This is a genomic window from Nostoc sp. 2RC, from assembly GCF_014222165.1.
Lineage (GTDB): Bacteria > Cyanobacteriota > Cyanobacteriia > Cyanobacteriales > Nostocaceae > Nostoc > Nostoc linckia.
In genome coordinates this window covers 1-12,927 of the sequence record NZ_JACKZU010000229.1, presented here as the reverse complement: position 1 = coordinate 12,927, position 12,927 = coordinate 1, and the positions used below count along the sequence as shown (strand labels likewise).

Annotated in this window: 11 protein-coding genes; 3 read left to right on the top strand and 8 right to left on the bottom strand. The window is 40.8% G+C overall.

Annotated features, from left to right (window positions below; genetic code table 11):
• Positions 1-244: 244 nt before the first annotated feature.
• Positions 245-1,648: a ferredoxin:protochlorophyllide reductase (ATP-dependent) subunit N gene (locus GNE10_RS22740; protein ID WP_099067128.1), complete on the top strand. Its 1,404-nt coding sequence runs from the start codon at positions 245-247 to the stop codon at positions 1,646-1,648.
• 217 nt (positions 1,649-1,865) lie between these two features.
• On the opposite strand, the gene GNE10_RS22735 is transcribed toward GNE10_RS22740, so the two are convergent.
• The 4 genes from GNE10_RS22735 to GNE10_RS22720 form a co-directional block, all read right to left on the bottom strand.
• Positions 1,866-4,634, bottom strand: a complete 2,769-nt coding sequence (locus GNE10_RS22735; RefSeq protein ID WP_185567103.1) for an SdiA-regulated domain-containing protein — start codon at positions 4,632-4,634, stop codon at positions 1,866-1,868.
• A gap of 380 nt (positions 4,635-5,014) precedes the next feature.
• Positions 5,015-6,034 carry an aldo/keto reductase gene (locus tag GNE10_RS22730; RefSeq protein WP_185567102.1) on the bottom strand — a complete coding sequence of 340 codons (1,020 nt, stop codon included), beginning with the start codon at positions 6,032-6,034 and terminating at the stop codon, positions 5,015-5,017.
• 259 nt (positions 6,035-6,293) lie between these two features.
• Positions 6,294-6,629, bottom strand: coding sequence for a cytochrome c6 PetJ (petJ, locus tag GNE10_RS22725; RefSeq protein WP_185567101.1), 336 nt, complete (start codon positions 6,627-6,629; stop codon positions 6,294-6,296).
• A gap of 54 nt (positions 6,630-6,683) precedes the next feature.
• Positions 6,684-6,908 (bottom strand): hypothetical protein, encoded by a 225-nt coding sequence (locus GNE10_RS22720; protein ID WP_185567100.1) that lies wholly within the window; start codon positions 6,906-6,908, stop codon positions 6,684-6,686.
• Between the two features lie 179 nt (positions 6,909-7,087).
• On the opposite strand from GNE10_RS22720, the gene GNE10_RS22715 reads away from it, so the two are divergent.
• Positions 7,088-7,888, top strand: a complete 801-nt coding sequence (locus GNE10_RS22715) for a histidine kinase (protein WP_099067120.1) — start codon at positions 7,088-7,090, stop codon at positions 7,886-7,888.
• A gap of 359 nt (positions 7,889-8,247) precedes the next feature.
• Here the strand turns inward: GNE10_RS22715 and GNE10_RS22710 are convergent, their stop codons facing one another.
• The 4 genes from GNE10_RS22710 to GNE10_RS22695 all read right to left on the bottom strand — a co-directional run bounded on the left by GNE10_RS22710 (position 8,248) and on the right by GNE10_RS22695 (position 11,790).
• Positions 8,248-8,439, bottom strand: coding sequence for a YqaE/Pmp3 family membrane protein (locus GNE10_RS22710; RefSeq protein WP_185567099.1), 192 nt, complete (start codon positions 8,437-8,439; stop codon positions 8,248-8,250).
• 146 nt (positions 8,440-8,585) lie between these two features.
• On the bottom strand, positions 8,586-8,984 hold the full coding sequence (locus GNE10_RS22705; protein ID WP_099067119.1) for a phage holin family protein: 399 nt from the start codon (positions 8,982-8,984) through the stop codon (positions 8,586-8,588).
• 233 nt (positions 8,985-9,217) lie between these two features.
• Complete coding sequence (locus GNE10_RS22700) at positions 9,218-9,559, bottom strand: 2Fe-2S iron-sulfur cluster-binding protein (RefSeq protein ID WP_099067118.1); 342 nt, start codon at positions 9,557-9,559, stop codon at positions 9,218-9,220.
• A gap of 71 nt (positions 9,560-9,630) precedes the next feature.
• Positions 9,631-11,790, bottom strand: a complete 2,160-nt coding sequence (locus GNE10_RS22695) for a Tex family protein (RefSeq protein WP_185567098.1) — start codon at positions 11,788-11,790, stop codon at positions 9,631-9,633.
• Between the two features lie 310 nt (positions 11,791-12,100).
• Here GNE10_RS22695 and GNE10_RS22690 point away from each other — a divergent pair, with 310 nt between their 5' ends.
• A complete protein-coding gene (locus GNE10_RS22690; RefSeq protein WP_099067116.1) occupies positions 12,101-12,316 on the top strand; it encodes a hypothetical protein in 216 nt (71 codons plus the stop codon).
• The last annotated feature ends 611 nt before the right edge of the window (positions 12,317-12,927 follow it).

Sequence of the window (12,927 nt, the reverse complement as noted above, 5' to 3'; positions counted from 1 at the left end):
GAGTTAGGAGTTAGGAGTTAGGAGTTAGGAGTTAGGAGTTAGGAGTTAGGAGTTAGGAGTTAGGAGTTAGGAGTTAGTAATAAAAACTCATAACTGACAACTCATAACTGACAACTCATAACTGACAACTTATAACTGACAACTCTATAATTCATAACTCTATAATTCATAATTCATAACTCTCAACTCCTAACTCATACTTAATTACCCCTAACTGGAAAAATCAAGGGGAGAAAAAACCAAAATGACTGTCGCTCAACAACCAGAAGCTTTAAACTTTGAGTGTGAAACTGGGAATTACCATACCTTTTGCCCAATTAGCTGCGTGGCGTGGTTATACCAAAAAATTGAAGATAGTTTCTTTTTGGTGATTGGGACAAAAACTTGTGGCTACTTCCTGCAAAATGCAATGGGGGTGATGATTTTTGCCGAACCCCGCTATGCAATGGCTGAGTTGGAAGAGGGAGATATTTCGGCACAGCTGAATGATTATGAAGAATTGAAGCGGTTGTGTTTGCAGATTAAACGCGATCGCAATCCCAGTGTAATTGTCTGGATTGGCACTTGCACCACTGAAATCATCAAAACAGATTTGGAAGGTTTAGCACCGAAACTCGAAGCTGAAATTGGTATTCCCATCGTTGTGGCGCGTGCTAACGGTTTAGATTACGCCTTCACCCAAGGAGAAGACACTGTGTTAGCTGCAATGGCTAATCGTTGTCCCGATAAAGCGCCAATGGCGGAAACAGAGAAAAACGAACGCAATGCCATTCAAAAGCTGCTGAATTTCGGTAAGAAGAAAGAAGAAGTCGTCCAAGAAGAATCTGAGTACGTAGACCACCCACCCTTAGTTCTCTTTGGTTCCCTTCCCGACCCGGTGGTTACGCAGTTAACCTTAGAACTGAAGAAACAAGGCATCAAAGTTTCCGGCTGGTTACCCGCTAAACGCTTCACCGAACTGCCAGTTTTGGAAGAAGGGTATTATGTTGCTGGTGTCAACCCCTTCCTCAGCCGCACAGCTACAACTTTAATGCGCCGCCGCAAATGTAAACTCATCGGCGCACCCTTCCCCATTGGCCCCGATGGAACCCGCGCTTGGATTGAGAAAATTTGCTCGGTATTTGGTATTACTCCCAAAGGTTTGGACGAACGGGAAGCTCAAATTTGGGAAAGCTTGGAAGATTACGTCAAACTCATTCGCGGTAAGTCTGTATTCTTCATGGGTGATAACTTGCTGGAAATCTCCCAAGCACGGTTTTTGGTGCGCTGTGGGATGACAGTTCACGAAATCGGCATTCCCTACATGGATAAGCGCTATCAAGCAGCTGAATTAGCGCTACTGGAGAAAACTTGCCAAGAAATGGGTTCGCCGTTACCAAAGATTGTGGAGAAGCCAGATAATTACAATCAACTCCAGCGAATTTATGAGTTGAAACCAGATTTAGTAATTACTGGTATGGCTCATGCCAATCCCTTAGAAGCACGCGGTATTAATACAAAATGGTCTGTGGAGTTCACTTTTGCTCAAATTCACGGCTTTACAAATGCGCGTGACATGTTGGAATTGGTGACTCGTCCGTTGCGTCGCAATAATAATTTGAAAGATTTAGGTTGGGAAAAGTTGGTTAAGGAAGAAGCGAAGATTTAGAATTTAGCTTTTTATTGGGTAGGGGGATTCTCCACTGCCTTTTATACAGTAGACTTCTTGGCCTTAGTCGGGAAAAGGGAAAGGGGAAAGGGGGAAAGGTTTTGTGTTTTCCCTTTCCCCAATAAAAATGCAGCCCTTTTTCTATCTCTTGCAAAAAGCACTTTTGCAAGAGGTATAGTTAACAGTCTTCTATGGAATATTTTTTTACTTGAAGTCCCTAAACCCGAATAAAGCTCGATTCCAGTAGTTGATTAGCTTTTATTCCAGGCAACAGCGCTAAGGTATCATTCCCAAAGAGAATCGCAGCAGCGCAATTCACATCCACAAAGGTTAGTTGACGCAAACTCAGTCCGCCGGATAAGCCAATAAAGTCTTGTCTGGGGTTAAAGTCTTGGATTGTGTCAGTGCCGTTGTTATCAGCACTGAGGATGAAGATATCTCGACCCTTACCACCATTGAGTAGGTCATCGCCTTCCCCACCCCAGAGGATATCAGCTCCATTACCACCTAAGAGCCTATCATTGCCAGCGTTACCAAACAAAGTATCTTTGCCATTTCCTCCACTGAAGTTATCATCGCCACCATTGCCAATGAGGATACCTTTACCATTTTTGTCATTAACGGTTCTGCCGACTTCTATGGTAACCATCGCCTGACTGGTGAGGCTGCCATCACTGACTGTGTATTGGAAGCTGGCTGTACCGCTAAACTTGGAGTTTGGGGTAAAGATGACGTTATTCTTGTTGAGGGTAACTCTACCACCCACAACATTACTAAATCCATTGGCTAAAATAGACAATTTTGTGTTGGCATCGGGGTCAGTGTCGTTGGCCAGGAGAGTGGCTACGGGAATCACCTTAGCCACACTCTGGTTAGCTGTAAAGCCACTGTCATTATTTGCGGTGGGAGCTTCATTGACATTCGTAACTGCTAATACAAAGTTAGTGCTGGCATCAGGAGTGCCACCCACATCAGCATCATCCACCGCAACATTAACCGCATAGCTGGATTTCGTTTCAAAATCCAGGTTAGTGTTGGCTTTGAGGTACAGGACATTGTTAGCAATTTCAAAGGCGCTAGCGTCAGCTCCGCTGAGGCTAAGGACATTAGTGCCCAAAGCATCATCGGTGACAGTGATATCTGCGACTTTAATCCGTGTTGTAGTGCTGGTGTTTTCAGCGATCGCTGTTAGTGAATTGTTCAGCACCACGGCAGTGGGAGCTTGGTTGAGAGTTACAATGGTGCCTGGAGAGCCAGTTTCTAGACCATCGGCAGCGAGAAAGGCACCATTGACTCCGGCGACGCTCAAGGTGGAGACAGTTGGTAGTGGCAGCGTAGTACTGCCCAAACCAGCCTGATTATCAAAGGTCAAGCCTGTGGTAGATGTGCCAAATCTAACGCCAGTAATTCTGTTGCCGCTGGCATTAAAGAGATTTACTGCATCGCCCCCGGTGCTTAAGCCTATACCAGAGCCGCTATAAGTACCAATGGTGAAGCCACTGGGGACATTACTACCAAACCATGCCGTTTTGAATGCGTTGGCGGTGGTGGCATCACCTTCAATAAAAATAATTGATTGTCCAGGGGCGATGCTGGTAACTCCGTTGAGTGCCACTGAGTTAGCGAAGTTGTTGGAGTCGTCATCTATTCTCCAGCCAGTAATGTCTATAGTACTGGTGCCTGTATTTGTCACCTCGAACCAGTCGGCACCATAGGGGCTATTGCCGCTACTCCACGGTGACACCTCGGAGATGATGACATTGGGAAGTGACGGTGTTTCATTCACCACATCCGTAACAGCTAAAGTAAAGTTGGCGATCGCATCCGGAGTACTGCCAAGAGTCGGGTCATCTACATTAACGATGAGACTATAGCTGGTCTTGGTTTCGTAATCTAGAACAGTTCCGGCTTTGATGTACAGTCCAGTGCTGTCAACTTCAAAGAAGTTAGCATCAGTTCCAGTTACAGTCAGATTATTTGTTCCTAGCCCATCATCAGTAATAGTAATATCTGCTACTTTCAGTCTAGTTGCAGTGCTGGTGTTCTCAGCGATGGCTGTAACCTGATTGTTCAGCGCTATAGCAGTGGGAGCTTGATTCGGAACAGAGGAAGGTGCGTAGACCCAAAGTTGCGGGTGATTGATATCACCACCGCCATTTTCACTGACTACATAAAGATAGCCATCTTTGTCCATTGTCAGACCTTCATGCCCCTGGTCTACAACAGACAGGGGATTACCTGGATTAGAGACAATGGTTAGGGAACTGTAAATATTTCCAGAGCGATCGATTTCGACAATTTTGCCTGATTCTTGACTCAGTACCAGCAGATTACTGTAGTCAGCTTGGCCGTTGAGAGATGACAGATTTGACAATGCGTAAACATCGGCAAAGTCCAACAGATTGGCCAATGCAGGATTGAAAAGGTCGGTGGAGTTTACTGTGGTGGGGGAACCGTTTGTGGCGGTACTGGCTGCAAAATCAATGTTAGTTTGAAATATCCCTTGTGGTTGCGTCTCTTTGACAGCGATAAATCCGCTCGTCAATGGGTCATAGGATATGCCTTCAATGCCAATATTCCCCACCGTTGTACCTAGCTTGACGGTTTGCACGTCGCTTTTGGTAAGCGTAGTGTTTGGTACGTAAGTGAACAAGTTGGCCTGACGGTCTCGTTCCTCGATTAAGACGAATTTGCCGCCGCCGATGTAGGTCAGCCCTTCCGTATCATAAAAGTCCGTGCCTTGGGGACTATTACCAGGAGCCAATGTCATTGAGTCGATTAACTCCCCTGTCTTCGTTACTTGAACGATTGATGTGCTACCATCGCCCACGACGAACAGGGTGTCAGTGTCCCAGTTGTAGGTTACCGCCGAGACTTCCTGAGCCAGCAGGCTGTTGGGAGGTGCAGTGGTGCGTGTAGGTTCGGGTAGGTCATACCGGCCGATCAATGTATAGGTGGATAGATCGACTGAATTAATTGCTGGCATTACTATTTGTCCTTAGAAGGGTAAAAGTTTGCAGGAATGCGCCTGTATATTGCATTTCCGTATGGATAGTTATTAGTCATTAGTCCTTAGTCATTTGTGTTTCTAAGGACTAATGACTAAGGACAAAGGACAAATAAAATATTTGAAACCACAGCTTTTACCGGACAATACACTTTCAAGTCAAATAAAAGTCTAAGAAAAATTTAAGAAAAGTTTATGGGCAATCGCACAAATAATGACAAAAAAATTATGACTTACGCACTCATAACGTAATACGCTTTAGGGCGAGAATGTAGTCGCGATCGCTTAATTCAGTAATTTGGGATTTTGAATCTTCAATCCAAAATCCCAAATTTAAAATCTAAAATACAATTGCTGTATTATCGTCGATATTCATCCCCACAATCGCCGATTATCTGGTACAAATCCCGTGATTGACGAGACACAGCGTTAATGCGATCGCGATCGCCATCATCTAAACTAAAACTGAAAACTTTAGCATTATCTTCGATATGTTCCGATACTCCAAGTCTGGCACCAACTATCACACCTCCCACAGTTGGTTTATCTAAAATGTAACGCACTGCCACATTAGCTATGCTTACCCCATGCTTATTAGCAATTTCTTTGAGGATAGCAAGCAACTCTTGAAATAATCGCCAACCACCCCAAGCATCAATCATATTTTTATATTTTTTCAAGCTAGCGGTAGTTAAATCAAATCCTCGTGGTTCTGGTTTCCCTAGATAGTTTTCTGACAACAAACCACCGCAAATTGTACCGTAAGTAAAAAGTTTGATATCGTGCTGTTGACAAAATTCAATCATCTGCACTTCCGGACGGCGATCGACGAGTGAAAATTGTACTTGGTTAGAAACAATTTTAATGCCTGCTTCAGTAATAATTTTTAAGTGTTCTGTATCAAAATTAGTCAAAGCTAAATGCTTAATTTTGCCCTCAGTTTGCAATTCTGCCATATATTTGAGGGCATCTAGATAATTTTTATCTCGATATTCCCACCAATGGAATTGCATCAAATCTAATGATTGCACATTCATCCTTCTCAGGGAAATATCAATATTTTCCTCGACGAATTTTTTAGTCATTTTCCCTGGACGAGGAACCCATTTTGTAAAGGCTTGGATTTGCGATAAAGCATCTTTACCACGGGTATCAACTAGTTGACAGCGAAACTCACCGATAAAATCTTCTGCGGGGCCATAATGGTCTGCTAAATCCCAAGTTGTGAAGCCTGCATCTAAATATTTGAACATACTATCAATGGCAACTTGGCTATTAATGCGTCCGTGTGCGCCAGAGACTTGCCACATCCCATTTAAGATGCGGCAAATATTTAAATCAGGGGTGAATTGGAGACGACTAGCTGCGGGTAAGTTCATTTTCAAATTAGGAGTGAGGATTTAGGAGTTAGGAGTGAGGAGTTAAGAGTTAGAATAGTTAATAATTAGTGAGTAGACAAGGGCTTTTAAAGTTTTTTAAGTTTTATACTTTCATTATGAATGATTTCGGACTCTTAGAGTTAATGAGTGGTAAAGTTTTAACTCCTAATTCTTAACTTTTAACTCTTAACTCTTAATTCCTAACTCCTAACTCCTAACTCCTAACTCCTAAATCCTCACTCTTAACTGCTAACTTTTTTTACCGCCAGCCTTTTTCAGCTTGTTCGAGAACATAAGCAGCAACATCTTGAATTTGCTGTTCACTCAAGCGGTCTTTGTAGGCTGACATATTACTTTTACCATTAGTAACTATCGATATAACTGCCTCCATTGAATCCATACCATATTTCTTAAGGGTCTGCTTTTTGAGGTTTTTACCTCGCCTGACTATGTTACCACCATTAATATGACAACCAGCACAATGAATACTGAATATTTGTTGGCCGTTGGCTATATCCGCCGCATTTACTGGTAACGTCAAAGTATTTATCAATAATACAAAAGTTACTAATATCAATGTTAGGAGTTTTTTCACTCAACTGCTCCGGATTTGGAAATACTGGTTACAAAAATCAGTGTCATAAAAATGTTACAGAGATTCAAAGTCAGATGTGAATCCAGCAAAATGGGCACAATATTCTTGAAAAGCTTCAGCATCGCTAACATCGTCAATTTTATATGACATGATCCGGGTACCATCTGGCATTTTTTTGGAACTGATTAATTCACCTTGATATTTTTCAGCTATTGCTTTAAATTCAGTACCATATACCTTCCAAGCATCACCAGAACAACTAATATTTACTCGCCACATATTTTATTCTCAATTACTACCAGCAAGTATTCATCATCTCACAAATAGGTAACACTTCTTGGGGTGTATGACTTTCTATCTAAAGGAAGTGCCAAGTGCGATCGCCCTACGCCATAATCGGTATGTAGAGACATGTCTATAAATTTTTATCCCAATTAGTAAAATCTCCAGAGTAAAAAATGCCTAACAATATCAAACAACAAATTCAAGCAGATTTACAACAAGCTAAACAAACTGGACAATTAAGAACTGAAAGAATTAGAGAAATTGTCAAATCCGCAGTTTCTCAAGTTTCTTCGGAATTTAAACAAGGTTCTACTGAAATCCGCAGCTTAGTGAAAGATGCGGTTTCTGCTGTAATTGAAACTTTCCAAGAAAAAGGCAGCGAACTCAAAGATGAAGTAACAGCTTCCATTGAAGGTGCGTTGGAAGGAGTTAATAGTAAAAGGCACGAAAATATTGTTAAAACTCAGGCAGATATCAAGCGGCTACAGGCTCAACTAGATGGTGAAGAAGAACAACTCCAGCAAGAAGTTGATGTGATTTTGGCAGAGATTGAAGAGACAAGTAAACAAGAACCTGCTAGTACAAAAACTGCAATTGATTCTGCCATTAATACCATTAAAGATAGTGAAGAAGTAGCATTATTAAAGAAACGTTACGCACAACTACAAGCACAATTAGCCCTTGTTCGAGCTAATTTGGCTGCACGTTATGGCGGACGTTCTATGGAGGTTCAAGATTATCTAGACGAGGCCAAACACTGGTATGATAAGGCTCGTCCCCAGGCGGAATCTCTGGCTGCACAGGTAGGGCAAAAGCGATCGCTCTTAGAAGATAAACTAGGTGAAGCAGGTACATCTTTAGCTAGAAAAGAGTACCAAATTAAACAAACCTTGAGAGAGTTACTATTAACTGCGGCTGATTTGTTTAAAGATAAGGAACCTGCCGATAAAGAACGGGAAACTATCCACAAATAAATACAGCTGATTATAGCTTGGTGACATATAGGTTATCTTAGGGGCGAACCAACGTTCGCCCCTATTAATATCAAAAATATTTTAATTATTGTCTCCACATACTAATACCAATTTAAAAAAAGAATGCGACACATAGACAAGACACCTCCCCAACCCTCCGCTTGCTAAGATGCTGTAGAGACGTAGCAATGCTACGTCTCCACATCGGGTGGAATGACTATACTAGCGTGCAATTATTAACTGTCAACGGTCAACAGTCAACAATTTAATCAGGTAGTTAGGACATTAACAAATGAAAAGGTGCGTTAGCTTTATTACATAACGCACCCTACTTCAGAGTTTTCAGATATTTTTACGTATTAGTAAATACGTCCTTCTCGGTTAAGTTGTTCATCATATTTGGCAATTACCCAAATTGCATGAATACTACCAGGAAGCCAACCAAGAAGGGTCAGTAAAATGTTGATAATCAATGTCGGGCCAACTCCAACTGTCAAGAAAACGCCTAAGGGAGGCACTAACAAACCTAGAAGATAACGAAGTAATTTCATGATGTTGTTACTAGTGTGTAAATTTGTTTAATTACATTTTCTACAAAACACCAAATTAGAAAATCCATTTCACGATTTATCTGAATTCGGTATTTTTGTTTAGAGTAGAAACGTGAGTGAATTAGCGCTTCTACTCCTACGAATGTTTATCTAGAAGGTAATTCACCTTGGCTTTTTACATTACCACCACTGGTTAAAAGATTTCTTTCAACAAAGTAGTTGTTAATCAAGGTATTAGCAAAAGATAGAATCACAGGCCCAAGGATAAAACCGATAAGTCCGTGAACTGAGAACCCAGGAACTAAAGCGGCTGATAACCAGAAGCAAAAACCGTTGATGATGAGGGAAAATGCTCCAAATGTTAAAAAGTTGAGTGGTAGAGAAAGGGTAGAAAGAACCGGCTTCACTGAACCGTTAATTAAACCGATTACGAAAGCAGCAATTAAAGCTGCGGGAAAATTAGCAATGTCAACATCTGGAACAACTAAATCAACAATTAATAAGCTTAAAGCTGTGGCTATGGCAGTTAAAAATGGTGTCAACATTGTATTTACCTAATAAAGATTTTTTCTTTCAAACTTCTTATTTCATCTTTAACTAGGCACTAGATTCTAACCTCTCTTGAAAGATAGAATTTGCTTCTATCTTGAGGTTGAACAAAAAAACTACAGTGGGATGCACAGCTGTGTGTCGTTACAGTGGCATGTTTTTTCAATGATGTTACATTTCTTTAATTATTCAAAAAATTAATATTTATTTAAGATTTGGAAGGTAATAATCATTCAGATTTTGCGGACTCAGGCTTATAGTAAAGGGCTGATTTGTATAAAACTTGTTCTTGATGGGTTTCTAAAGTGCAATCTGACAACGGATAAGTTACACAAGTAACAACATAACCAGCCTTTATTTCACCTGGACGCAGGAATTTTTGCTCGCTTTGATTGACTTCACCGCTGATAAGTTTGGCAATACAGGCGGAACATTCGCCTTGTTTGCACCCAGATGGTAGGCGGATATGAGCGTCTTCTGCTATATCCAAAATATATTGATCGTCTGGTACTTGAATGGTGGAATCTAATCCCAGGCTAGCGTTGATGAGTCGGACTTGATATACTGCCATCTGCTATTTCTAATTTGAACGCCTATTTATAATTTGTAATTCCTAATTGAAATTAGGAATTATGCTGAAATTTACTGCTTAACTGCTTTCATCGACAAACTAATTCGCTTTAATTTCTCGTTGATTTCTAGTACTCGCACTTTCACAACTTGTCCCACCTTGACAACTTTCTTGGGATCGTCTATGAATCGGTCGGCCAGTTGGGAAATATGCACCAAACCGTCTTGATGTACGCCGATATCAACGAAAGCACCGAAGTTGGCGACATTGGTGATGATTCCCTCTAGTTCCATTCCTTCTTTTAAGTCGGTAATTTCCTTAATTCCTTCTTTAAAGGTGGCGTACTTAAACTCAGCACGGGGGTCTCTACCTGGTTTTTCGAGTTCGCTGAGGATATCGCGCAGTGTGGGTTCGCCGACGGTATCGCTTACGTATTTTTTCAGGTTAGTTTTTTTAAGTTTTTCGGCTATTTGCGTCACTTGGTTTAATGGCACATTTAAATCAGATGCCATAGCCTCGACTACAGCATAACTTTCTGGATGCACTGCTGTATTATCCAATGGGTTGTCACCACCGCGAATTCGCAGAAAACCAGCTGCTTGTTCAAAGGCTTTCGGCCCCAATTTTGCAACCTTCAACAGTTGGCGGCGATTTTTAAAGGCTCCATGTTGGTTGCGATGGGCGACAATATTATTCGCCACTGTTGGGGTAATTCCAGAGACGGAAGTTAAGAGTTCTTTAGAAGCGGTATTTAAGTCTACACCTACGTAGTTAACACAGCTTTCTACGGTTTCCTCCAATTTCTTTTTCAACAACTTTTGATCGACATCGTGCTGATATTGTCCCACACCAATGGATTTGGGATCGATTTTCACTAGTTCCGCCAAGGGGTCTTGCAAACGCCTGCCGATACTAATTGCCCCACGCACGGTAATATCTAAATCAGGAAATTCTTCCAACGCCACTTTACTAGCAGAATATATAGATGCACCAGATTCGTTGACTATGACTTTTACTGGTTTGCGTTCTATTGTTTGTAAGACTTCCGAGACAAACTCCTCTGTTTCGCGGGAAGCCGTACCATTACCAATGGCGATTAATTCAATTTTGTATTTTTCAATCAAATTTTTGAGTGTTTGTGCAGCTTTGAGTCTTTGTTCCGCTGCTTGGTGAGGAAATATCGCTTGGTATTCCAAAAATTTCCCTGTTTCGTCGAGGACTACAACTTTACACCCAGTTCTAAATCCAGGATCGATGGCTAGGGTTGGTTTCATTCCTGCTGGTGCAGACAACAACAACTCCCGCAGATTTGCTTCAAATGTCTTGATTGATTCTATATCTGCGTAGGTTTTTTTCTCAGAAATTACCTCTCCCATTAGAGAGATTTTCATCAAACGGTTAAATGCATCCTTTAACATCCCTTGGTAAAAATCCCGAATTGCTTTGACTTTAGTTTTAATTTCTTGAGATTCCAGATAATAAAGTACCGTATCTTCATCAAAAGCAATTTCAAAGCTTAATACTTTCTCTGCTTCACCTCGACACAACGCCAGCATATTGTGGGGTGCAATATTTTTGACCTTGATTTGATAGTTTCGGTACATCTCAAACTTGGTTGTACCTTCGGGAAAATCATCTTTGATGCGGGAGACAAACACTCCTTCTTCGAGGAAATAATCGCGGATGTGTGCGCGTAATTCGGCTTTTTCAGCGACTTCTTCCGCTAAGATGTCAGATGCACCTTTGAGCGCTTCTGCTGCTGTTTTTACTTCCTTGGCTGCGGAAATATACTTAGCTGCTGCTTCCTCCAGAGAAGCGTTCATAGCATTTTTAACATTTAAAGATTTGATGAACTCCGCTAGGGGTTCGAGTCCTTTTTCCCTGGCGATGGTGGCGCGGGTGCGTCGCTTTGGTCGATAGGGTAAATATAGATCTTCAAGTTCTGTTTTTTGTAAACAAGACGTGATTTTCGTTTTGAGTTCGTCTGTAAGTTTACCTTGTTCGGCGATCGCATTGAGAATTACCGACTTACGTTCTTCTAGTTCTGTTAAATAAGTATATCTATCGGCCAGTTCTCGAAGTTGCACTTCATTCATCTCATCAGTGCGCTCTTTACGGTAACGCGCAATGAACGGAATGGTTGCACCTTCCGCCAAAAGTTCTAAGGCGTTTTGCACCTGATGGGGTTTGAGGTTTAATTCAGTTGCCAGTAATTGAGGAATGTTCAGCATCGAGTCTTTCAGTTGAAAATCCTACTCCTAAAGCTAATATGCTAAATCGTTTTCATCAAACCAGTCTAAAGTTTTAAGCTAATTTACCAGATAACTCCTTTGTTTGAGAAGCACCATCACCTCAGCCTGTGACCGTCCATTGCCCTATGAAGGTGTAAAATAAGGGATTGCATAATCTTGACTTTTGATAAGATTTATATCGATAGACTGTTGTGGCTAAAACCTTCTTGGATGTAAAATTAACCACAATTCCAAAAACATTTTTATCTTTTCATAAACACCACAATTTGTAGTCCATAGGTGATTGACAATGGCTTTGTTTTTCCTGATACCACTATGCACTGCTATAGCTACTGGCTACATAATTAAAAAAAGTACTGATGAAATCGCATATCTCGCGGGTGTTTTTGCAGTTATTAGCTTGATTTTGAGTTTAGTCTTAGCACCCTGGCAGATTCAGTTTGGATTGTTAATCATTGTTTTTATTATTACTAACAAGCTGTTGCAACAAAATGGCTTAAAATAGACTCCACTGACATAAAAAGCACCTGGAGAAACTAAACGACATAACGCAACAGTAATTAAATTTTTGTCAACTTTAAAATACTGCCAATTATTCAGACAGTTAATCAAATCAAGCCTCCAAGCGGGTTTTGTGCCCTTAGTCATGGGTTTGATGATTTTGGACTTGCTTTTCAAATATAAAATTTTCTAACAAAGTAGCTCATTTTTCTCTCCATCATATTAACCTGATGATGGAGAGGTAGTATCTGTATTTTGAGACTTTAGTTAGAATAGTTAATAGTATCAAATTGCACTGGAAGATTGAGTCTTAAGTGCGCTTTTCCCGTTCATTTTGTATATAAATTAACTACCTACTAATCTGAAATTGAAATATTTCAATTAGTGAATTGTTAAAATTGAAGAAAAAACAATTCAATTAATGATTTTTGTCTATGTATTTTTTCTAAAAGCTAGTATCTTTTAATTCTATGTTTTAGCCATCGCTTTGGCGATCGCTGGAATTGAAATTCTGCTTTAGTAAAATAAAATTTAGGCTTTATACCAATTTAATATGAAGCTGCATATAATAGAGAGAAGCAAACTCGGTAAGTTTACATACCCATGAGCCGCCCG

Excerpts from the sequence above, each read along its gene's own strand:
- GNE10_RS22705 (WP_099067119.1), bottom strand. The coding sequence starts at position 8,984 with ATGTTGACACCATTTTTAACTGCCATAGCCACAGCTTTAAGCTTATTA.
- GNE10_RS22730 (WP_185567102.1), bottom strand. The coding sequence starts at position 6,034 with ATGAACTTACCCGCAGCTAGTCGTCTCCAATTCACCCCTGATTTAAAT.
- GNE10_RS22715 (WP_099067120.1), top strand. The coding sequence starts at position 7,088 with ATGCCTAACAATATCAAACAACAAATTCAAGCAGATTTACAACAAGCT.
- GNE10_RS22710 (WP_185567099.1), bottom strand. The coding sequence starts at position 8,439 with ATGAAATTACTTCGTTATCTTCTAGGTTTGTTAGTGCCTCCCTTAGGC.
- GNE10_RS22700 (WP_099067118.1), bottom strand. The coding sequence starts at position 9,559 with ATGGCAGTATATCAAGTCCGACTCATCAACGCTAGCCTGGGATTAGAT.
- GNE10_RS22720 (WP_185567100.1), bottom strand. The coding sequence starts at position 6,908 with ATGTGGCGAGTAAATATTAGTTGTTCTGGTGATGCTTGGAAGGTATAT.
- GNE10_RS22740 (WP_099067128.1), top strand. The coding sequence starts at position 245 with ATGACTGTCGCTCAACAACCAGAAGCTTTAAACTTTGAGTGTGAAACT.
- GNE10_RS22735 (WP_185567103.1), bottom strand. The coding sequence starts at position 4,634 with ATGCCAGCAATTAATTCAGTCGATCTATCCACCTATACATTGATCGGC.
- GNE10_RS22695 (WP_185567098.1), bottom strand. The coding sequence starts at position 11,790 with ATGCTGAACATTCCTCAATTACTGGCAACTGAATTAAACCTCAAACCC.
- GNE10_RS22690 (WP_099067116.1), top strand. The coding sequence starts at position 12,101 with ATGGCTTTGTTTTTCCTGATACCACTATGCACTGCTATAGCTACTGGC.